This window comes from Chryseobacterium cupriresistens, assembly GCF_046614675.1.
Classification (GTDB): Bacteria; Bacteroidota; Bacteroidia; order Flavobacteriales; family Weeksellaceae; genus Chryseobacterium; species Chryseobacterium cupriresistens.
Genome location: NZ_JBKKJT010000001.1, coordinates 788,157 through 807,783, shown reverse-complemented (window position 1 = coordinate 807,783; position 19,627 = coordinate 788,157). Strand labels below are relative to the sequence as shown.

Genomic DNA, 19,627 nt, shown 5'->3' with positions numbered 1-19,627 from the left:
AAATTGAAGGTTTAAAGGTAAGCTATTTAAACCGGATCAACTAACTTTCCGGCTGACGTGAAATTTTTCATCAAAAATATAGGTCAGAGGAAAACCGGTAGCAATCTCTCTTTCTAAGATCTCTTCGGGAGAAAGATGCTCCAGATACATAATTAAGGCACGAAGACTATTTCCGTGGGCCACAATTAATACATTTTTGCCTTGTTTCAATAACGGCTGTATCTCTCTTTCAAAATAAGGGATCACTCTGTTATAAGTATCTTTAAGACTTTCTCCGCCGGGAGGAACTACATCATAAGACCTGCGCCAGATGTGAACCTGCTCAGCTCCATATTTCAGCGCTGTGTCTGCTTTATTTAATCCTTCAAGGTTTCCATAACAGCGTTCGTTGAGTGCTTTATCTTGAATGACAGGAATATCAGGATTTCCAATGACATCCAAAATGATAGAGAGGGTATGCTGTGCTCTGATGAGTGCAGAAGTAAAAGCGATATCAATTCTTTCTCCTTTCAAGGCAATACCTGCTTTTTTTGCTTCTTCGATACCCACTTCTGTTATATCGATATCTTTCCAGCCTGTAAATCTGTTTTCAAGATTCCAGAGTGACTGTCCGTGACGGACCAGGAACAACTTCTCCATTCTAAATTGTATTAAACTTCTATAAGATATATTCTAAGTTACGATGATTATTTAATCTTATCAAGAAAATTAACATAGAATATTAGGCTAAGAATAGGATTAAAATTGAAGGAACTTAGGAATTCATTTATGAAATATCACTTATATCAGACAGTTTCAACATTCTTTTAATTCTCGCATCCAGACCTTCGCTGGACAGCGTTTGTCTTAAGCTGTCTACTTTAATCGGAAAACTCAGTGGTGTAAAGGAACGGGAATGTTTTAAAATAATTTCCGATTTTTCAATTCTTTTAAAAGCCTCTACAAGCCTTTGTTCCTGAAGCTGCATATTAAAAACTTCTGTATACGCCTGCTTTATTAAAAAATGATTGGAATCATGATCCTCCAGTACTTTAAAAATTAATCCTGCAGAACTTTGCAGCGATTTGTTGGAGCGCTGCTGTCCGGCATAATTTTGAATGACCATTCCTGAAATCACGGCAATATCACGGAACTTCCTTCTTGCCATTTCCGCAGAATTGATGCTTGCAATGACATCATTCATCAGGTTTTCTCTGGTTAAAATCTGCTGTAGATTATCCTCATTTAAAGGGATTTCCTTATCGCTGAACAGCTCAAATCCATAATCATTCATGGCCATGGAAAAGGAAATAGGAGCGAGCTTTGAGATACGATAGGCAATCAGAGCAGCCATGACTTCATGCACAAGACGCCCTTCAAAAGGATACATGAACAAATGGTAACCTTCACGGTTCTTGATCATTTCCACCAGAAATTCATCTTCTTTGGGAATATGGGAATTGGTTTCCTGATTGATCAGTAACGGATGCAGAAATTTCAGTTCTTTTTCAGAAGCTTTCGGACTTAATGCATGGGAGAGCTTTTCTCTTAAAAAGTGACCCAGATTGGAACTTAGCGGCAGCCTTCCGCCAAGATAACTTGGGACTAAAGCTCTTCCTTTAGCGGCTCTTACGTAGACTGTCATATCTTTAATCATGGCGACCTCGAGCGTTCGTCCGGCCAGAATAAATTTTTCTTCTTTTTTAAGTTTTGAAATAAAATATTCCTCAATCATTCCAATATAGCCTCCGGAAATAAATTTCACTTTCAGCATGGCATCACTTACAATCACGCCCATATTCATCCGGTGAAGCATTGCAATTTTCCTTGAAGTGACTTTATACAGACCGTCTTCCATAATGACGATCTTGTGGAATTCTTCATAGTTTTTTAATACACTGCCGCCAATGGTCAGGAATTCGAGAATGCTATTCCATTCCTCATCCAGCATTTCCTGAAAAGCATACACTTTTTTGATTCTTCCATAGAGTTCATCAGGATAAAAGCCATCTCCAACAGCGAGTGTCATAAGAAACTGAACCAAAACATCGAAACACAGGACCTGGGGTTCCCGTGGCTCAACGACTTTCTGTTTTACGGCTTCTTTTAACGCTGAAACTTCGATCAGTTCTAAAGAATGGGTCGGAACGCAATAAATTTTTGAAGTTTCAAAAGGGGAGTGGCCGCTGCGTCCTGCTCTTTGAAGGAAACGGGCAACTCCTTTGGCAGATCCAACCTGAATAACGGTGTCTACAGGCTTAAAATCAATACCCAGATCGAGGGATGATGTGGAGACAACAGCTTTTAACTTTCCTGAACTTAAGTTTTCCTCAATCCAGATTCTTAAATGAGCATCAATAGAACTGTGATGAATGGCAATCTGGCCTGCAAAATCAGGATGTGCATCCAACAATAACTGATACCACATTTCACTCTGACTTCTGGTATTCGTAAAAACAATGGTAGATTTTGAATCCAGAATAATGGGAACTACTTTATCAGCGAGCTTATTGCCAAGGTGCCCGGCCCATGGTAATATTTCAATTTCATTGGGAAAAACCGGGATAATATCTATCTTTTTGTGCTCTTTGGCGGTTATTTTTGTTTTTTTAATATCATAGGGAATAAGCACGTCCATGGCTTCATCCAGATTTCCGATCGTTGCCGTAATTCCCCAGATCTTCATTTTTGGGGTATATTTTCTAAGCTGTGAAATACCGAGTTCTACCATCACACCACGTTTTGAACCTAATAGCTCATGCCATTCATCCACAGCCACGCATTTCATATCGGTGAAAAAGCGTTCATTATTTTTCTGAGCGAGAAGCAAATGAAGACTTTCAGGGGTTACCACAAGAATTTCCGGCATTTTCTTCACCTGCTGCTGTCTTACTTTGGGATCGGTATCTCCGTTTCTTACACCTACCGTCCAGTCAAGTCCGATTTCGTCAATAGCTTCCTGCATTGCTTTTGCAATATCTTTGGAAAGAGAACGAAGGGGTGTTATCCAGATCATTTTCAATCCTTTTTTATATTGTTCAGGATGATTGAGAAAGTCTGAAACCAAGGCTAAAAACACGGAAAAAGTTTTTCCAAAACCGGTGGGAGCAACCACCATTCCGCTGTATCCGTTTCCAAATTTCTTCCAGGTTTCCAGCTGAAATTTAAAAGGGGCAATACCTTTATCGGTCATCCATTGCTGGATGATCTTTAATCCGGTGGTATGTTCAAAAGCTGCCAATTTATATTTGATTAAAATACTATTGTATTAATTTTTTAATTTCTTCCAAATCATCAATCTCATCTACCGTTTTGTCTTTCCGCCATCTTACAATTCTGGGAAAACGGAGGGCGACACCGCTTTTATGACGGTTGCTGAATCCTATGCCTTCAAAAGCAATTTCAAAGACCAGTTCTGCTTTTACGGTTCTTACAGGACCAAATTTTTCAATGGCATTTTTGGTTACAAACCGGCTCACCTCCATGATTTCCTTGTCTGTTAATCCGGAATAGGCTTTAGCAATAGTTACCAATGTATCACCGTTTTTCACGGCAAAAGTATAATCGGTGTAGTAAGCACTCCGCCTGCCGCTTCCTTTCTGAGCATAAATCAGGACCGCATCAATCGTGAGCGGATTGATTTTCCACTTCCACCAGTCACCCTTTTTCCGCCCGGAATGATAGGGAGAATTTTTTTGTTTCAGCATCAGTCCTTCACTGTTTATTTCCCTTGAATTTTCACGAAGAGCATCCAGTTCTTCCCATTTCTCAAATTCCAGACTTTTTGAAATACCGATGTTTTCGGGGTTTTCATTCAATAATAATTCTTCAAGAAGAGCTCTTCTTGCGGAGATCGGTTTTTCTCTCAGGTCGTTATTTTCAAGTTCCAATAAATCATAGACAAAAACTTCAATCGGAATTTCTGAGAGCATTTTCTTTGTTAAAGTTTTTCTGTTTAATCTTTTCTGTAATTCATTAAAATTTAAAACCTTACCCTCCTTTACCGCAAGTATTTCTCCATCCAGTACAAAGTTACCTTTCATGGATTTTACGACTTCTGTGATTTCAGGAAATTGTTCTGTAACAAGTTCTTCACCTCTTGACCAGATGAAGACTTCGTCATTTCTCCTGATGATTTGTCCGCGGATTCCGTCCCATTTATATTCTACCAGCCATTTGTCGGGATTTCCCAATTCTTTAGTCGGTTTTTCCAGAGGATAGGCAAGGCAGAAGGGATAGGGTTTTGAATTGTCAGGATTCACATTTTCCGCATCAATAAGTTCTCTGAAGGAAACTTCATCCGGCAGCCATTTTCCCATTAAGCTGTGCATCAGGGCACTCGGTTCCTGGCCGGAAAATCTGGTCAGTGCATTGATCAATGTTTTGTCTGATACTCCGATTCTGAAGCTTCCGCCAATTAATTTATTGAAAATCAGACGTTCGGTATAATCCAGACCATTCCATGACTGCAGTACAAAGTCTTTTTTTTCTGCATCTGTCCTGCCTTTTAAACTTACGATATCATTCATCCATTCTGATAAAGTACGTTCTATTTTTTCCTGCGGAGGCGGAAGTATTAAGGATAATGTTTCTCCCAGATCGCCAACAGAAGAGTAAGATTCCTGAAACAGCCAGTAAGGAAGCCGGGTAATTTCCAGGGCCCAATCTTTCATATAATTGGTATTGACATTTCTTTTGGGCCTTTTCCCGGTAAATAAGGCGATAAACCATACTTTGTCTTCATCAGGAGCACGTTCCAGATAATCGATGATGGCATCAATTTTAGCGTTGGTCTTATTGGTGGTTTCCAAAGCGTTGATAAGTTCTGCAAAATGTCTCATGATTCCGGGGTTTCAAGGGTTTCTTTTTCAGATTCTTCTTCATCCTCACCATATAATGTTTCCACCACATCAGATTGGATTCCGATTTCATTCAGATATTTTGAAAAAACTTCGGTTTGTCCGTGCGTTACGTGTACAAGCTCTGCTTCTGTTGCTTTCACAGTCTGTAACAATCCTTTCCAGTCTGCATGATCACTCATAGCAAATCCTGCGTCTGCACTGCGCCATCTTCTGGCACCGCGAACCTGCATCCAGCCGGAGCATATTGCAGTAGCCGGATCCGGAATCTTTTTAATTACGTTGCTGTCGAGTAAAGCAGGCGGAACAATCACAATTTCGTGTTCCACTTCTTTCGGACGTTCCCTGAAATCTGCAATGGTATATTCAGGAAGATCAATTCCCACTGCTTCAAAGGCTTCATTCAGTTTTCCGATGGAATAGTGAACGTATATTTTTCCCAGTTCTTCCACGGCTTTCATAATACGCTGGGCTTTCCCGAGAGAATATCCAATGAAAACAGAGGTTTTGTTATTTTCTTTATTCTTCAGTACCCAATTCTGAAGTTTATTATTTAAATCCGGAACTTCCAGCCAATTGTAGATGGGAAGCCCAAAAGTACTTTCAGTCACAAATTCATTACATCTTACCAGCTCAAAAGGAGTGCTCAGCCCATCGTTCTGAACTTTATAATCTCCTGAAATAACGGTTACATATCCTTTATATTCAAGCCTTATCTGTGCAGAACCAATGATATGTCCTGCAGGATGAAGCGAAAGTTTTACTCCGTTGATGGTAATAACTTCTCCATATTCCACGCCCTGGCATTCGATATCCGGTCCTATTCTTTGGTACAAAATAGGTTTTGTAAAATGATGACAAAGGTATTTTTTCATTCCCCAACGGGCATGATCGGCGTGGCCATGGGTAATAACCGCCATATCCACGGGTCTCCAGGGATCAATATAAAATTTCCCCTGTGGGCAGTAGATTCCTTTTTTAGTAAATGTGATTAATTTCAATGGTGTGACTGGTTTACAAAAATACGCTTCAAAAACTTAACCAATTTTAATAATATGGTATTTTTTATTAATTAAAAACTGATTGTTTTACGGAAAAACATCAAAAAAAGCTGTCTCCATTTGAAAACAGCTCATTATTTTATTTTTCATTCAAAACATTGTTTACATAATCAATCCATTGATAATCTGGGATGGACTGATCAATGAAATAGTCAGGCTGAATGCCTTTTCCATCAATGGCCATATCCGGAATACGGAAACTTTTGGAGAGCGAATATCCCAGTTTAAATTCGTTGCAGGGTGAATTTACAAAATACATATTGGAAATATCCAGCACTCCGGCAGTAGTTGTTCCAAAGAGTTTTACCTTTTTACTTTGTCTGGCAACGAGTAAAAACTCTTCTGCAGTACTACCATTTCCATTATTGATGATAATTCCTACATTTTTAGGGTAAGGAGAAATTTTATCCATCTTATTGATTCCTACAGTACTTCCATCATCCTGTAAACTTACATACTTACCCAGATTCTGGCTGAGTTTATCATACGCTTTTTTCAGATATTCTCTTTCGTCTTCCGGTATTCCGTATTTCTGGTAATTTTCATAAAGATCCAGCATTCTCTGATTATTCAGTTTTGTAGAATAAAACTGCGTTCTGACATTTCTGACAGGATTGGTATAGAGATAGGGAATAATTTTAGCAAAACTGTTATCGCTGCCGCCTCCGTTATATCTGATATCAATAATAAGATTTTCCGTACTTTCGATTTTAGATTTGTTGGCTGTAATTACGCTGTCTATATCTTTTTTCAAAGCGCCGTTGAATGAAGGAATCCTCAAAAGCAATGTTGTTTTGTTAAGTGGTTTCAGAAAAGGTTTTTGAGCCTTTATTGCTTCATAGTGTGTTTCAATTCCTTCTTCCTTTTCAAATGCAGGGGAAACTCTTTTCAGGGTAAACTCATTGATTTCAAGATAGTTTTTTCCCACCAAACGTATGCTCTTTATCTCCAGGCCGGATTTATTCCTTACATAGAAAGTTCCTTTGGACCTGTCGGCACTGAAAATCAGTTTTAAGTCATTCGGTTTCCAGTTTTCAGCTCCGGATTTGATGATAAAACCTTTGTATACATCTCCAATTTTTTTAATCCCTATGGTATAAGGTTCGGTTTCCCAGATTCCTTCAATATCAGAATCTTTTTTAGAAACAATTTCTTTTTTAAACTTATCAATATCTATTGTTACCGTTTCTGTTTTATTATTTGTGGTTGAGGTTGGTGTTTGCGGCTGAGATTGCTGATTACTTTTTTCGATCATTCTGATGGAAAAATGCCCGGATCTGAAGAATGTAAGCCAATCATAAATAGTCTGGGTACATTCTGTATCAGATTTTGCATTTTTGATTTTTTTCAGAAAATCATCGTTATGGGCCTGGTAAGCTGAAATTCCCTTTTTATCAATGATATACTGATATCCGGCATCATTTTCTTCAAAAGTCTTTTTTACCCACTGATAATTACTTTCACAATTACAGTTTTGAGCATAGCTAAAAGAAGAAGAGGAGATAAAAATTAAAAGGAGTATTTTAATTTTAAGCATAGGTTGGTTTTTAGTTTTAAAGGTTACAAATTTAACGATAAATCTATCTTTTTATGATGTAAAAAGAGGTTATTAAACAAAATCTTATTCCACTGTTTTTTTTTGAGCTTTTCAGCAATATAAAAATGAACCTTGAGCCAATATTGCCCTTTGAAAAATTTTTGAATTTTGGAGTATCATTAAAAAAGAATACAATGAGTAAAACAATTTTAATTACAGGCGCAGCAAGCGGATTTGGAAAGATTGCTGCTTTCGAACTTGCTAAAAAAGGGCATCAGGTAATTGCTACTGCACAGATCTATCCTCAGATGAGTGATTTAATCCGTGAAGCCAAGGAACATGGAATAACCTTGATCGTGGATAAACTGGATGTAACCAACCCAAGAGATGTGGAGTATATTGTAAAGAAATACAATGATATAGATATTCTTATCAGTAACGCAGGAATTATGGAGGGAGGTCCCATTGCAGAACAACCGGTAGATATTATCCGTTCTATGTTTGAAGTGAATGTTTTTGGTGCGTTGAATCTTGCACAGGGTTTTATCAAAAAATTTGTTGAAAAGAAAAGCGGGAAGGTTGTTTTCACCTCTTCAATGGGAGGTTTATGGACTGTTCCTTATGTTGCTGCTTATTGTGCTTCAAAACATGCGCTGGAATCTATTGCAGAAGGTTTAAGAACTGAACTTGCCCCATTCAATATCAAGATTGCAACCTGTAATCCGGGTGTATTTGGAACAGGTTTCAATGACAGGGGAGTAGATTCTATTTTCCACTGGTATGATCCGAAAATCAATTTCACTCCGGAATCTGCTTTTGATGGAGCTGCAGAATCTTTAGCGCACCAGCTTGATCCTCAATCTATGGCTGAAGTAATTGTAAATGTAGCTTTAGATGACAACAGTAATTTCAGGAATGTACATCCAAAGGAGACTGAAGATTTTGTAAAACAGCTTCAGGCAGATGCATGGAACACAAAAAGCTAATCATATGGAACTGAATTATAAAACTGCCGAAAAAGTCTTACATGCAGCAAAGGAAAAAGCATTATTGATGAATATTCCTGTGAGCATTGCCGTGGTAGATAGCGGTGGACATCTTATCGCATTAGCCAGACTGGACAGTGTTTACGGAGTGATTGATTTTGCCCTTAAAAAAGCAAGAACGGCGGCTATGTTTGGAGTTAACAGTGATATCATGGAAGAAATCATTTCAGAAACAGGTGTCCATGGCTATGGAATGCTGAACTCTAACGGAGGGCTTCTGACTATCGCAGGCGGTGTCGTATTACAGGATAAAGCCGGAAAGATTATCGGCGCAATAGGTTCTTCAGGGGGAACTCCGGAACAGGATAAAGAAATTGCCGAGGCAGGAGCGCAGGCTATTGCGTAAATTTCAGATATTTGTATCATGGAAAATACTTCTGAAATCATATTTGATAAACTGGTTTATTCATGCGCATTTGAATCTTACAGAGGTCATGAAGAGTTTATTCCTGATTATTTTCTGGGTTTTCAGATTTCAGGAGAAACGCATGCTTTTCATGAACAGGGGAAAACTGTGATCAAAGAAAATACAGTAGTTCTGGTGAGGAAAAATCAACTGATCAGAACGATCAAATATCCTTCCGCTAACGAAAAGTATCAGTTTATTTCTATTACGCTTGATGATGAAACATTAAGACAGTATGCCACGGAGAACAGAATAGCAGCAAATACACCTTTTCCGGGTAATCAGCAGTTGTTTTTTGAGCCTGATGATTTCTTTGGGAGTTATTTTGCTTCTCTTATTCCTTACATCAATAAAACAAAGGAAATTCCTCCAAAGTTAGCGGCATTAAAAGTGAAAGAAGCCATAGAGTTACTTTTGCTGAGCAATCCGGATTTTAAAAATCTTCTTTTTGATTTTTCCGGGCCTCATAAGATTGATCTTGCAGAGTTTATGAACAAAAACTATATGTTCAATGTTTCTGTAGATGCTTTTGCAAGGCTTACGGGACGCAGTCTTTCCGGATTTAAAAGGGATTTCAGTAAAATATTTAAAATGGCTCCCAAACAGTGGCTGAAAGAAAAAAGACTGAAGGAAGCCTATTATTTGATTAAAACTCAGGATAAAAAGCCTTCAGATATTTATCTTGATCTGGGCTTTGAGAATTTATCTCATTTTTATTCTTCTTTTAAAAAGAAATTCGGAGTAACGACTACGGAGCTTTAAGCATTGCTGGTTTGCCGTAAATGCAAAGACACAGGAAATACTCTTGTGTCTTTGTATTTACCTTTATGTAACGAATAAAACATTCAATAAATATTTGATTAAAAATACTACACGGGAACCGGATTATTTTTCAAAATCATAAAAGTTGATTCCTGTTTCTTCATTTTTAATTTTTACAACTCTCGTTGCCAAAGGGTAAAAAATAAATTCTCCGGCACCCTGAATTTTTGCCTCCAGAAGGTGTCCGGCCAAAGCTGTGTAATCTTGTCTTCCGAGCGTAATATGAAGGTGCAGGGTTTGTTCTCCTTCTATTTCAGAAACATTTCCGGAAATATTGGTGACTTCCATCTGTTCTTTGAAGGTCCTGTCCACATATTTTTTGGTGGCCGGATTAAAGAACCGGAGAGTGGCTTCACTCACAGCTCCTATTCCTGTTACTTCTCCCGCCCGGATATTCTGATTCTGGATAAAGTCGGTTAAAGCTTCTACAATATTGGAATGATTTTCAATACTAACGATGTAAATATGATCCACTTTCCTTGCAGACCAATGGTTTCCTTTATAATTCATGATTTCCATATTATTGTATTGTTTTCAAATAATTGATGATTCCTATAACGTCATCCTGACCGAATCCTTTATCATGTGCATTCTGATAGGTTTGAACCAGAGCCTCAGACAGAGGATAATCGGCACCTGCATTTTTGGCAAGAAGGATATCTTTCAGCATCAGGTCAAGGGCAAATGCCGGAGCGTACTGATCGGCAGTCAGCATAGGTGTTTTTACTTTGGTTGCCCCGCTTCCGCTCGCACTTTCGTTGATTATTTCCAGCATGTCTGATCTTTCAATCCCCAGCTTTCCGGCCAATAAAACTGTTTCTGCAAGCCCCTGATAAATGGCAGACAGAAAATAATTGACAGATAATTTTCCTGCAATACCTTTTCCGTTTTCACCTAAATGTTTTACAGATTTTCCCATTTTCAAAAGGTAGGGTATAGCCCGTTGAAGGTCTTTTTCTTCACCTCCTGCCATAATGATCAGGGTTCCTTCCTTTGCCGGCTGGGTGCTTCCTGCTACAGGTGCATCAATAAAGGAGGCCTCTTTTATTTTCACACCAGCAGATGTTGCTGCAGACGCTTCGGGTGAGATCGTACTCATATCTACAAAGAGTTTCCCTTGAATATTTAGTGGAAGAATTTCTTCGTATACTGCTTTTACAGCAGTGTCGTTGGTTAGCATTGTGAATATAATATCACTGTTTTGAACAAGGTCTTTAATCTGGATGCAGACTGTAGATTTTTCTTCAAAATCCTTGGCTTTTTCAGAAGATCTGTTATACACTGAAAGCGGAAATCCAGCTTTTTCAATATTCTTTGCCATAGGATGTCCCATATTTCCTAATCCGATGAATCCGATTTTTTCCATAGTATTTTTTCTATTTTTTATTGAGTAAGTCTTAATATCCTGATTGAAGAAGAGTCCTCTGAAAGGAGATCAATGAGTATATAAAATACGTTTGTTTTGCAGCAAAATATCGACCAAACAATCCCTTTACCTAATTAAGATTTAATTATATTTTTATCCATAAGCTTTTAAAACCGGATAAACTTTCAGAAATTTGCAGCAAATAAGAATTAATGAAGATCGTAGATATAGACAACTGGAACAGAAAAGAACATTTTGAATTTTTTTCTAATATGGCAAGCCCTTATTTTGGATTTACAACGGAGGTGGACTGTACAAAAGCTTATGATACCGCCAAAGAAAAAGGGTATTCATTTTTTGCCTATTATTTTCACAAATCTATGGTGGCCGTTAATAGAGTAGATGAGCTGAAACTCAGAATTATTGATGGGCAGGTGATACAGTTTGACACCGTTCATGCCGGCAGTACGATCGGAAGACCGGATGGTACTTTCGGTTTTTCATTCACTCCTTTCTCAGAAGATTTTGAAACATTCAATGCAGCACTGCAGGAGGAAATAAAAGGAGTACACGAAACCACGGGGCTAAGATTAAGCAACGGAAGGCTGGGAAAAGATCACATCAGACATACTACTATTCCATGGAATTCATTCAGTGCGATATTGCATCCTACAGATTTTAATACAACAGAATCAGTTCCAAAAATCGCTTTTGGAAGATTTAATATCCGTGGAGGCAGAAAATATCTACCCGTTTCTATTGAAGCACATCATGGGTTGGCAGACGGCATTCATATAGCCAGATACCTGGAAGAGTTCCAGAAAGAACTGGATCAGGAATAAGACATTATAACAAAAGCCGGACTTAAAACCGGCTTTTGTTTTTAGTAATAAATCTTCCCACGTTCTATTTTCAGGATCTGATCCTTTTCCATCTGTTTTATGGTGCGTATAACGGTTTCCACACGTAATCCCGTCAATGAAGCAAGCTGCTGCCGGGTAAGAGGAATCTGGAAAGTATAAGGCTTTTTATCATCATGATAGCTTTTCAGATAATCCATCAGTAGTTTTAGCCTGGAAACCGGATTTTGAAAAGAAAGATTATAGAGCATGATATATTTATAATACATCCTTTCTGCAAGGCACTGATAGATATTTAATGAAATTTCGGGATTATCCTGGATCAGCTTCAGAAAGTTCTGTCTCGGCATGATGAAAATACCGGAGTCTTCCATTGCAATGGCATTCATCGGGTAGGGTCTGTCTACAAAAAGTAAGGATTCTCCAAAGCTATGGCCGTCTGATAATATATTCTGGATAAACTCTTTCCCGTCTTCCATATAATTATTAAGCTTAACTTTTCCTTTTTCAATCTGGTAATAATACATTGGTAAATCTTCTTCCCGGAAAATAATATCTTCTGCTTTATAGTTTTTAATTTCGGCTCCAAATGAGATGAGTAAATTTTCAGTGATCATAGTTCTATTTTTATTTTCAGCTAAAATTTTAAATGCTCTTTAAGAGACTGTTTAATGCTTCAAAATTTATAATAATAAAGGAACTGTGATTTTCTTGATTTCCTATGCAATGTGGTACCATTAATATACCACATATAATCACTTTTTTTGAGTAATTCTTTTGTTTAAATATTGATCCAGATCATAAAAAGTAACCTTGGTAATCCACTACATTTACAACCCATCAAAAAGTAACAGTACAAACAATGGCAAACAGGCTGATAAAAGCTGTTAAGAAATTTTATTAAAAAAATAACGTGGTATCTATGTGGTACACGCTTTTAATAAAATTTTAATCATTTTTTCTTTCTTTGCCAATATAAAATTGATATAAAATTCACATGTGGAATTTTTTTAACATAATTATTCAATAAATACAACCTATACACTATGAAACATTACATTATATTAACTAAAAGTAACAGAATTTTGAATACATAAAAATTAATTTACCCTCAATTAGTAAATCAGCAAAATACAGATAGAAAAGAGAAAAAAAGACTTTGTACTGATATGCGCAAAAGATGCCGTATCTGAAATAAGTAGAGATGAGAAAGTATTATGAAAAATAAAAAACCTGAAACGAACATAGAGGATTTGAATCAAAAGATTCTTGTACAAGACGAAATTATGGCTCTTGCCAAAGCAAATTCTCCACGACTGCTGAATAAATTCAGACTCGTCTATCCCGATTTTTTTAAGAAGTTATCTGCTATACAGCCTGCACTAAAAAATTCTGAATTGATCTTTTGTATTTACCTTAAGCTCAATATGACAACAAAGGAAATTGCAACCTGTATTTTTGTAACTCCAAAAGCGATACAAAACAGGAAAAACAGGATCAGAAAAAAACTCAATATCCCTTCGGAATTTGATATCTATAAATGGTTTAATGAAATTTAAACCATTTTTTTTAAACTTCTACAATAGTTTTATCCAAATCGTGATACAAAAGGATTTTCCAGCGGTTTTCTCTTGCTTCTTTTTCCCACTTCAGCCGTAATTCCATCGCCTTTCTACCGTCAAAATCACTTTTGTAAGCTAAATGATATTTTAAATAAGAAGCCTGCGGGAGGTCATCAGCTCCATAGAAAACAGTTTCATTATTTTCTCTGATCCAGAACACCTGCATAAAAGGCGTGTGTCCGCCTGCAACTTCATAGGAAATTTCATCTGTGATCTGTCCTTTATCATCATTCATCCATGTGATATTCGGGAGCTGAATCAGTTTTTCCAGGATCTCAAAATCAAAAGAAGGATTGCCTTTATTTTCCATTGCAAAATCCAGTTCGCGTTTCTGTATATAAATCTGAGCGTTTGGAAAAGCGGCTTCAAAACCATTTTCCGTGAGCTTCACAGCTCCTTCAATATGATCTTTATGAAGATGGGACAGCAATAATCTGGTGACTTGTTCAGGACGGATATTTTCCTTTTCAAGAATTTCTGAAACCACAGTTGTTCCGGTGCTGTTTTTCCAGCCAATGCCGGCATCCAGAAGGATATAGTCATTTTCAGTGATGATAAGAAACGGCTGAACCGACATTTTGATTCCACCAGCCTTATCAAAATTTTCTTCTGTTAAAAGCGTAAAATCCTTGGTTTTGCTTGCCGAAAAATTGCCTTCTTTAAGTGGAATAATTTTCATGCTGCAAATTTCCTTATTATTTCCAAGATTCAAAAAGTTTTTCGTCAATATATATTATCCATAAAAACAATCAGGCAGGCAGAATACTGAAATCATTCTACTTATCTCAGAATCACGCAGCATTCGTAAAATGTAAAAGAAAAGAGCAGATTATTTCCTTTTTTAATGATTATCTTTGATCTCTTAAAAATCTGAAAGTATGCATCGTTATCTGCTTTCAGACTGCTTTCAATTCAAATAAAAACTTTATACGCAATGCAGGAGAATTCTTCCAATGGTATTTCCCGGACTGTTATCTGGCTTATGGCCGTTATTTCCGGACTGGTGGTGGCGAACAATTATTATAATCAGCCTTTACTGGCCCTTATTTCAGAGGAACTGCAGGTTTCTGAGAGTGCAGCAGGTAAAATTTCTGTACTGACTCAGATCGGTTATGCGTTAGGGCTTTTGCTGATTGTTCCGTTGGGAGACAAATTTTTCCGCAAGAAACTCATTTTAATTGATTTGTTTCTTGTTTTCGGATCACTTTTATGGATGACTTTTGCTACTCAATTATGGATGCTGTATGCAGCCAGCTTACTGATCGGGACAACTTCAGTTATTCCACAATTATTTGTCCCTATTGCAGCAGAACTTTCATCAGATAATGAAAAATCCTCCAACATCGGATTGGTAATGTCCGGATTATTACTCGGGATTCTTCTGTCCCGCTTTGTGGGAGGAATTGTAGGAGAAGTCTGGGGCTGGAGAGCTATGTTTGGAATAGCGGCAGGATTGATGGTCATTGTCTGGTTAGCTGTCTATAAGATGCTTCCGGAAATGTCGCCCAATTTTAAAGGTAGCTATAAAGAGCTGATGCAGTCTGTAGCTCATCTTGCAAGAACACAGCCTGTTCTTCAGCTGGCATCATTCCGTGGGGCAATGGCATTCGGTTCTATGTGTGCTTTGTTTACCACATTGGTTTTTCATATGGAAAAACCACCTTTTAATGCAGGTTCTTCTGTCGTGGGAAGCTTTGGATTAGCCGGGGCTGTAGGAGCTTTAGCTGCTGCTAAGGTGGGAAAACTTCAAAAGTATCTGGATATTAACAGAATTATCTTGTATTCTTTACTGATTGTCATCGGAAGCTGGGGCTTTACCTATTTTGCAGGTGAAACCTATTGGGGACTGATTGTAGGAGTAATTCTTGTAGATTTAGGGGTACAGTCAAGCCATATTATGAACCAGACCAATTATTTTTTGATTAAATCCAATGCCGTTAACAGACTGAATACAGTGTATATGGTTTCTTACTTTATTGGAGGATCACTGGGAACATGGCTGGCTTCTATTGCCTGGCAAAAGGCTCAATGGACCGGCGTATGTCTTGTAGGAACTGTATTTGGAGTACTGGCTTTGATTGCCCATATTTTGTTTTCAAAAAAAGTCAATAAAGCAAACGCAGCGATGTAAATTTTAATATTTCTGATTTGTTTAAGAAGCGGGATTTTATCTTTGATAAAATCCCGCTTCTTCTATTTTCATGTTTATTCAATTCGCGGATCTGCAGAACGCAGCCAGGTTCTTCCCAGCTGTGAGGATTAAATTGTAATAATTTTTGTTACATTAAATAAAATACCCTATCTTTGTACTATTAATTTGATTTAAAATTAAATACAATGAAAATAGAAATCTGGTCGGACGTAATGTGTCCGTTTTGCTATATCGGAAAAAATAATTTTGAACAGGCTTTGAATAAGCTTCCTTTTAAAGATGAAGTAGAAATAGAGTGGAAGAGTTTTCAGCTGGACCCAACTTTAGATCCGAAAGAAACTCAGGATACCATTCAATATTTCAGAGAGAAAAAAGGAGTAGCTGAAGCCCAGGCTGCTCAAATGCTGGGACAGGTTACCCAAATGGGAAAAGGGGCCGGAATTGATTTCAACTTCGGAAAAACATTGATCACCAATACATTCAGCGCTCATAAATTGCTTCATCTGGCTAAAAAGCACAACAAATCCAATGAAATGGAAGAGGCATTATTTATCGCTCATTTTATTGACGGCAAAAATGTTGGAGATACTGAAGTTTTGACAGCTCTTGCTGAAAGCTTAGGGATTGACAGAGAAGAAGCACTGCAGGCTATTACAACAGATCAACTGGATTATGAAGTGAATCAGGATATTCAGGAGGCAAGAAACAATGGCATTTCCGGAGTTCCTTTCTTTGTTCTGAACGGTAAATATGCTGTTTCCGGAGCTCAGCCTGCAGAGGTATTTGAAAATGCACTCCAGCAGACTTACAAAGAAGCGGTGAGCCCGTTTAAGGATATTTCCGGTGAGAACGGAGCTTCCTGTGATGCAGACGGATGCAGAATTTAAGATATCAGAACCCCAAAATAGTTTTATTTTGGGGTTTTTAATTGAACAGAGTCTTGTATCTTTGTAATACAGTAATAAAAGCTGTGTAAATTTGATTTTTCAATGATAAAAATTAACAACAACACCCATTACTCAATTGATGATACCCTTTTTGTTTTTGCATTAGATTCTGAAGCAGGAACCGTTTTCGACGATAAAAACAAATTGATTACCGGTATCGGAAAAGTAAATGCGGCGATTGAATTAACCAAAGAAATTCATACAAGAAAACCTAAACTGATCGTGAATTTAGGTTCTGCCGGAAGTAAGGGATTTCACAAAGGAGAAGTCGTATGCTGTACAAAATTCATCCAGCGGGATATGGATGTAAGAGGACTTGGTTTTAAATTATATGAAACTCCATTATCAGGAGTACCACCTGTACTGGAATATGGTCTTAAAATGGATACTTTGAAAGAAGGAATCTGTGGTAGCGGTGATAGTTTTGAAATGAACCACTCCGAAACAGATTACAATATTGTAGACATGGAAGCCTATCCGCTGGCATTGATTGCCCAACAGGAAAACATTCCGTTTTTATGCCTGAAATATATTTCTGACGATGCAGGAAGTGATGCTGCTGACGACTGGAGTGTACAGGTACATCTGGCTTCCGAAGCATTTAAGAAAATCCTTTTTTCATAACATTTATTCTTATCATTATGAGTTCAATTATCATTAATAAAGCCTCCGCCGAAGATGTAGAAATTGTACAAAGTTTAGGAAGACAGACGTTTTCCGAAACTTTTGCAGAAAATAATACGGAAGAGGCTATGAAAAAGTATCTGGAAGAAAGCTTTAATACGGAAAAAATAAAATCAGAGTTGAATAATCCTGATTCATTTTTCTATATTGCCTGGGAAGAAGACAATCCGGTTGGTTACCTGAAAGTCAATTCCGGAAAGGCACAGACTGAACTTCAGGATGATACCGCCCTTGAAATTGAAAGAATCTATGTAAAGAAAAGCCATCACGGTAAAAAAGTGGGCCAGCTTCTTTATAACCAGGCTTTGGAAACAGCTGAGCAGCTTGGTAAATCATACTTATGGCTTGGGGTTTGGGAAAAAAACCTGAGAGCTTTACAATTTTACAGAAAAAATGGATTCGTTGAGTTTGATAAGCATATTTTCAGGCTTGGGGAAGAAGAACAGACCGATCTGATGATGAAAAAAGTATTGGATTAATTTTCTGAAAAACAGAAAGATTGTATGTAACCACTGATTACACAGGGTTTCACAGATGATTGTGTAATACAATCCTTTACACTTTCCAAATACCAAAATGAAGCATTCAGAATTTGTAAAACATATTAATCACTATTATCCTTTATCTGAGGAAACCATTAAAGATTTATTGGATATCTGTACAGAAGAATACTACCACAAAAACGATCTTCTGCTGGAATCCGGTTCTATGGCCAGATATTATTACTTTTTAAAGTCAGGACTGATAGGATATTACACAGTAGATGAACAGGGGAATAATATCTATAAAATTTTCTTTGAAGAAAACACCTTTGTAGCTTCCACAGCAGCCATTATTAAAAACGAACCCAGCGATTTCAATATGATTGCACTGGAAGACTGCTCAGTAATACAATACCCCGCAAAAGCTTACCGTGAGCTGCTGGAAAAACACCATGATCTGGCTCTTTTTCACCTGCATTATCTGGAAAAAAACTGGGTGGTAAAAAAAGAACCTTTGGAAGTCTCTCTGAAGTATGAAACAGCAAAAAAAAGATATTTGCAATTGCTTGATAATGCATCTCTTTACAACCGAGTGAAACAGCATCACATCGCTTCTTATCTGGGCATAACACCTACACAGCTTAGCCGGATCAAAAAGGAAATTAGCGGAGATAAGCACTGATTAAATTTACCATCCATTTTTAATAATCACCTATAAAGTGATTTATTTCATGTTTCTGGGATATATCCTGTTATTATGTTAAATTTACATTATATCACAAATAAGAGATATAATTAAAATATTAACCAGACATGAAGTTACATCACACGTATTTCTATCATCCTGATTTTGTAGAAAATAATACAGCTGTTATTGAACACTTTGAAAACCAGGAAATTTCAATACAAAAAATCCAGAATGCATTAGGCAGGGCAGAACGTTTTATTGTTCCGGAGAATTCTTTTGAAACTACACTTTCTATGGGAATTGAAGCAGCAAAAGGAGTTTTTAATGAAAGTAATATTTCTATCCTCGATATAGATATTATTATTTTTGTAAGCAGCTCTCCTGAACATCATATTCCCTGTGATGCTATCCAGATCCATCATGCATTAGAGGGAAAACCGGATACCTTATGTTATGATATCAATGCCAACTGTATTGGAGCATTTATAGCGCTGGATCAGGTGTCAAAATATTTAAAAGGGACCCGGTCCGGAACAAAAGCTTTGGTAGTTTGTGCCGAAAAATTCTCGAGGATATTAGATCCTGACAACCCGATTACTGCTTTTTGTCTTTCAGATTCTGCTTTTGCTTTCATCGTAGAAAATGATGGGGACGACACCTCAGGGTTAATAGATGTACTATATCATACAGACAGCAGCTTTTGTAATACCGTGCTCTACCCACCTAAAGGAAGTTCAGGTCATCATCATGGCGATCTGGCAACCTGGGATCGTGTTTTCGACGGAATGGCAAGTGTCAATTTTGCACTGGAAAATATCCCCCTTTTCTTAAAGCGCAATCAGATAAGTCTGAAGCAGATTGACTTGTTTTTATTTTCACAGTTTTCTATCAAGAATATCAATATTATCCGCGATTACTTTCAGTTGCCGGAGGAAAAAATTCCTTTTTACTCTAAAGAGCTTGGGTATACCGGAGCATCCAGTCCATTTTTAGCTTTAGACCAATATCAAAAAGAAGTAAAATCATTAAAAAAAGGAGATTATATTCTCATATGGACACTGGGAACAGGCTATCAGGCGGGATTAATGCTTTGGAAATATTAATCATTGACTGATC

General features: G+C 37.4%; 20 protein-coding genes. 11 read left to right on the top strand and 9 right to left on the bottom strand.

Features of this window, described 5'->3' with window-relative positions; translation table 11 throughout:
• Positions 1 to 36 precede the first annotated feature (36 nt).
• From ACLI50_RS03740 to ACLI50_RS03720, 5 genes are all read right to left on the bottom strand, one after another.
• The gene (locus ACLI50_RS03740) at positions 37 to 639 is read right to left on the bottom strand and encodes a 2,3-bisphosphoglycerate-dependent phosphoglycerate mutase (RefSeq protein WP_411413196.1); all 603 of its coding nucleotides are present in this window, start codon (positions 637 to 639) and stop codon (positions 37 to 39) included.
• 127 nt (positions 640 to 766) lie between these two features.
• Positions 767 to 3,220: a ligase-associated DNA damage response DEXH box helicase gene (locus ACLI50_RS03735; protein ID WP_411413195.1), complete on the bottom strand. Its 2,454-nt coding sequence runs from the start codon at positions 3,218 to 3,220 to the stop codon at positions 767 to 769.
• A 19-nt stretch (positions 3,221 to 3,239) separates the two neighbouring features.
• Positions 3,240 to 4,820 (bottom strand): ATP-dependent DNA ligase, encoded by a 1,581-nt coding sequence (locus tag ACLI50_RS03730; RefSeq protein WP_395973568.1) that lies wholly within the window; start codon positions 4,818 to 4,820, stop codon positions 3,240 to 3,242.
• Entirely contained in the window at positions 4,817 to 5,839 is a 1,023-nt protein-coding gene (locus ACLI50_RS03725) for a ligase-associated DNA damage response exonuclease (protein WP_395973570.1), read from the bottom strand. Before ACLI50_RS03725 ends, ACLI50_RS03730 begins: the two co-directional genes overlap by 4 nt.
• Positions 5,840 to 5,978: 139 nt before the next feature.
• The gene (locus ACLI50_RS03720; protein ID WP_202840261.1) at positions 5,979 to 7,436 is read right to left on the bottom strand and encodes a S41 family peptidase; all 1,458 of its coding nucleotides are present in this window, start codon (positions 7,434 to 7,436) and stop codon (positions 5,979 to 5,981) included.
• Positions 7,437 to 7,630: 194 nt separating this feature from the next.
• Between ACLI50_RS03720 and ACLI50_RS03715 the strand changes: the two genes are divergently transcribed.
• The 3 genes from ACLI50_RS03715 to ACLI50_RS03705 are packed head-to-tail and all read left to right on the top strand — an operon-like array spanning position 7,631 to position 9,650.
• Positions 7,631 to 8,422: an SDR family oxidoreductase gene (locus tag ACLI50_RS03715; RefSeq protein WP_227942082.1), complete on the top strand. Its 792-nt coding sequence runs from the start codon at positions 7,631 to 7,633 to the stop codon at positions 8,420 to 8,422.
• A 4-nt stretch (positions 8,423 to 8,426) separates the two neighbouring features.
• Positions 8,427 to 8,828 (top strand): GlcG/HbpS family heme-binding protein, encoded by a 402-nt coding sequence (locus ACLI50_RS03710; RefSeq protein ID WP_343638465.1) that lies wholly within the window; start codon positions 8,427 to 8,429, stop codon positions 8,826 to 8,828.
• Between the two features lie 18 nt (positions 8,829 to 8,846).
• On the top strand, positions 8,847 to 9,650 hold the full coding sequence (locus ACLI50_RS03705; RefSeq protein ID WP_343638463.1) for a helix-turn-helix domain-containing protein: 804 nt from the start codon (positions 8,847 to 8,849) through the stop codon (positions 9,648 to 9,650).
• A gap of 123 nt (positions 9,651 to 9,773) precedes the next feature.
• Here the strand turns inward: ACLI50_RS03705 and ACLI50_RS03700 are convergent, their stop codons facing one another.
• Both ACLI50_RS03700 and ACLI50_RS03695 read right to left on the bottom strand, forming a co-directional pair.
• On the bottom strand, positions 9,774 to 10,220 hold the full coding sequence (locus ACLI50_RS03700; protein ID WP_343638461.1) for a PPC domain-containing DNA-binding protein: 447 nt from the start codon (positions 10,218 to 10,220) through the stop codon (positions 9,774 to 9,776).
• A 10-nt stretch (positions 10,221 to 10,230) separates the two neighbouring features.
• On the bottom strand, positions 10,231 to 11,076 hold the full coding sequence (locus ACLI50_RS03695) for an NAD(P)-dependent oxidoreductase (RefSeq protein ID WP_202840269.1): 846 nt from the start codon (positions 11,074 to 11,076) through the stop codon (positions 10,231 to 10,233).
• Between the two features lie 212 nt (positions 11,077 to 11,288).
• On the opposite strand from ACLI50_RS03695, the gene ACLI50_RS03690 reads away from it, so the two are divergent.
• Positions 11,289 to 11,918, top strand: coding sequence for a CatA-like O-acetyltransferase (locus ACLI50_RS03690; protein ID WP_395973574.1), 630 nt, complete (start codon positions 11,289 to 11,291; stop codon positions 11,916 to 11,918).
• A gap of 41 nt (positions 11,919 to 11,959) precedes the next feature.
• Here the strand turns inward: ACLI50_RS03690 and ACLI50_RS03685 are convergent, their stop codons facing one another.
• Positions 11,960 to 12,553 carry a Crp/Fnr family transcriptional regulator gene (locus tag ACLI50_RS03685; RefSeq protein ID WP_202840273.1) on the bottom strand — a complete coding sequence of 198 codons (594 nt, stop codon included), beginning with the start codon at positions 12,551 to 12,553 and terminating at the stop codon, positions 11,960 to 11,962.
• 600 nt (positions 12,554 to 13,153) lie between these two features.
• On the opposite strand from ACLI50_RS03685, the gene ACLI50_RS03680 reads away from it, so the two are divergent.
• Positions 13,154 to 13,495, top strand: a complete 342-nt coding sequence (locus tag ACLI50_RS03680; protein ID WP_202840275.1) for a helix-turn-helix transcriptional regulator — start codon at positions 13,154 to 13,156, stop codon at positions 13,493 to 13,495.
• 10 nt (positions 13,496 to 13,505) lie between these two features.
• Here the strand turns inward: ACLI50_RS03680 and ACLI50_RS03675 are convergent, their stop codons facing one another.
• The gene (locus tag ACLI50_RS03675) at positions 13,506 to 14,237 is read right to left on the bottom strand and encodes an MBL fold metallo-hydrolase (protein ID WP_411413194.1); all 732 of its coding nucleotides are present in this window, start codon (positions 14,235 to 14,237) and stop codon (positions 13,506 to 13,508) included.
• A 255-nt stretch (positions 14,238 to 14,492) separates the two neighbouring features.
• Between ACLI50_RS03675 and ACLI50_RS03670 the strand changes: the two genes are divergently transcribed.
• The 6 genes from ACLI50_RS03670 (at position 14,493) to ACLI50_RS03645 (ending at position 19,614) form a co-directional block, all read left to right on the top strand.
• Positions 14,493 to 15,689 (top strand): MFS transporter, encoded by a 1,197-nt coding sequence (locus ACLI50_RS03670; RefSeq protein WP_411413193.1) that lies wholly within the window; start codon positions 14,493 to 14,495, stop codon positions 15,687 to 15,689.
• A gap of 206 nt (positions 15,690 to 15,895) precedes the next feature.
• Positions 15,896 to 16,597 (top strand): DsbA family oxidoreductase, encoded by a 702-nt coding sequence (locus tag ACLI50_RS03665; protein WP_411413192.1) that lies wholly within the window; start codon positions 15,896 to 15,898, stop codon positions 16,595 to 16,597.
• Between the two features lie 102 nt (positions 16,598 to 16,699).
• Positions 16,700 to 17,281 (top strand): 5'-methylthioadenosine/S-adenosylhomocysteine nucleosidase family protein, encoded by a 582-nt coding sequence (locus tag ACLI50_RS03660; protein WP_202840283.1) that lies wholly within the window; start codon positions 16,700 to 16,702, stop codon positions 17,279 to 17,281.
• Between the two features lie 17 nt (positions 17,282 to 17,298).
• The gene (locus tag ACLI50_RS03655) at positions 17,299 to 17,820 is read left to right on the top strand and encodes a GNAT family N-acetyltransferase (protein WP_202840285.1); all 522 of its coding nucleotides are present in this window, start codon (positions 17,299 to 17,301) and stop codon (positions 17,818 to 17,820) included.
• A gap of 97 nt (positions 17,821 to 17,917) precedes the next feature.
• The gene (locus ACLI50_RS03650; protein WP_411413191.1) at positions 17,918 to 18,505 is read left to right on the top strand and encodes a Crp/Fnr family transcriptional regulator; all 588 of its coding nucleotides are present in this window, start codon (positions 17,918 to 17,920) and stop codon (positions 18,503 to 18,505) included.
• A gap of 131 nt (positions 18,506 to 18,636) precedes the next feature.
• Positions 18,637 to 19,614, top strand: coding sequence for a 3-oxoacyl-ACP synthase III family protein (locus tag ACLI50_RS03645; RefSeq protein WP_411413190.1), 978 nt, complete (start codon positions 18,637 to 18,639; stop codon positions 19,612 to 19,614).
• Positions 19,615 to 19,627: the final 13 nt, after the last annotated feature.

Bases quoted from the DNA above. Each gene is read 5' to 3' on its own strand.
- ACLI50_RS03740 (WP_411413196.1), bottom strand. From the start codon at position 639: ATGGAGAAGTTGTTCCTGGTCCGTCACGGACAGTCACTCTGGAATCTT.
- ACLI50_RS03730 (WP_395973568.1), bottom strand. From the start codon at position 4,820: ATGAGACATTTTGCAGAACTTATCAACGCTTTGGAAACCACCAATAAG.
- ACLI50_RS03720 (WP_202840261.1), bottom strand. From the start codon at position 7,436: ATGCTTAAAATTAAAATACTCCTTTTAATTTTTATCTCCTCTTCTTCT.
- ACLI50_RS03715 (WP_227942082.1), top strand. From the start codon at position 7,631: ATGAGTAAAACAATTTTAATTACAGGCGCAGCAAGCGGATTTGGAAAG.
- ACLI50_RS03710 (WP_343638465.1), top strand. From the start codon at position 8,427: ATGGAACTGAATTATAAAACTGCCGAAAAAGTCTTACATGCAGCAAAG.
- ACLI50_RS03705 (WP_343638463.1), top strand. From the start codon at position 8,847: ATGGAAAATACTTCTGAAATCATATTTGATAAACTGGTTTATTCATGC.
- ACLI50_RS03700 (WP_343638461.1), bottom strand. From the start codon at position 10,220: ATGAATTATAAAGGAAACCATTGGTCTGCAAGGAAAGTGGATCATATT.
- ACLI50_RS03695 (WP_202840269.1), bottom strand. From the start codon at position 11,076: ATGGAAAAAATCGGATTCATCGGATTAGGAAATATGGGACATCCTATG.
- ACLI50_RS03690 (WP_395973574.1), top strand. From the start codon at position 11,289: ATGAAGATCGTAGATATAGACAACTGGAACAGAAAAGAACATTTTGAA.
- ACLI50_RS03685 (WP_202840273.1), bottom strand. From the start codon at position 12,553: ATGATCACTGAAAATTTACTCATCTCATTTGGAGCCGAAATTAAAAAC.
- ACLI50_RS03680 (WP_202840275.1), top strand. From the start codon at position 13,154: ATGAAAAATAAAAAACCTGAAACGAACATAGAGGATTTGAATCAAAAG.
- ACLI50_RS03675 (WP_411413194.1), bottom strand. From the start codon at position 14,237: ATGAAAATTATTCCACTTAAAGAAGGCAATTTTTCGGCAAGCAAAACC.
- ACLI50_RS03670 (WP_411413193.1), top strand. From the start codon at position 14,493: ATGCAGGAGAATTCTTCCAATGGTATTTCCCGGACTGTTATCTGGCTT.
- ACLI50_RS03665 (WP_411413192.1), top strand. From the start codon at position 15,896: ATGAAAATAGAAATCTGGTCGGACGTAATGTGTCCGTTTTGCTATATC.
- ACLI50_RS03660 (WP_202840283.1), top strand. From the start codon at position 16,700: ATGATAAAAATTAACAACAACACCCATTACTCAATTGATGATACCCTT.
- ACLI50_RS03655 (WP_202840285.1), top strand. From the start codon at position 17,299: ATGAGTTCAATTATCATTAATAAAGCCTCCGCCGAAGATGTAGAAATT.
- ACLI50_RS03650 (WP_411413191.1), top strand. From the start codon at position 17,918: ATGAAGCATTCAGAATTTGTAAAACATATTAATCACTATTATCCTTTA.
- ACLI50_RS03645 (WP_411413190.1), top strand. From the start codon at position 18,637: ATGAAGTTACATCACACGTATTTCTATCATCCTGATTTTGTAGAAAAT.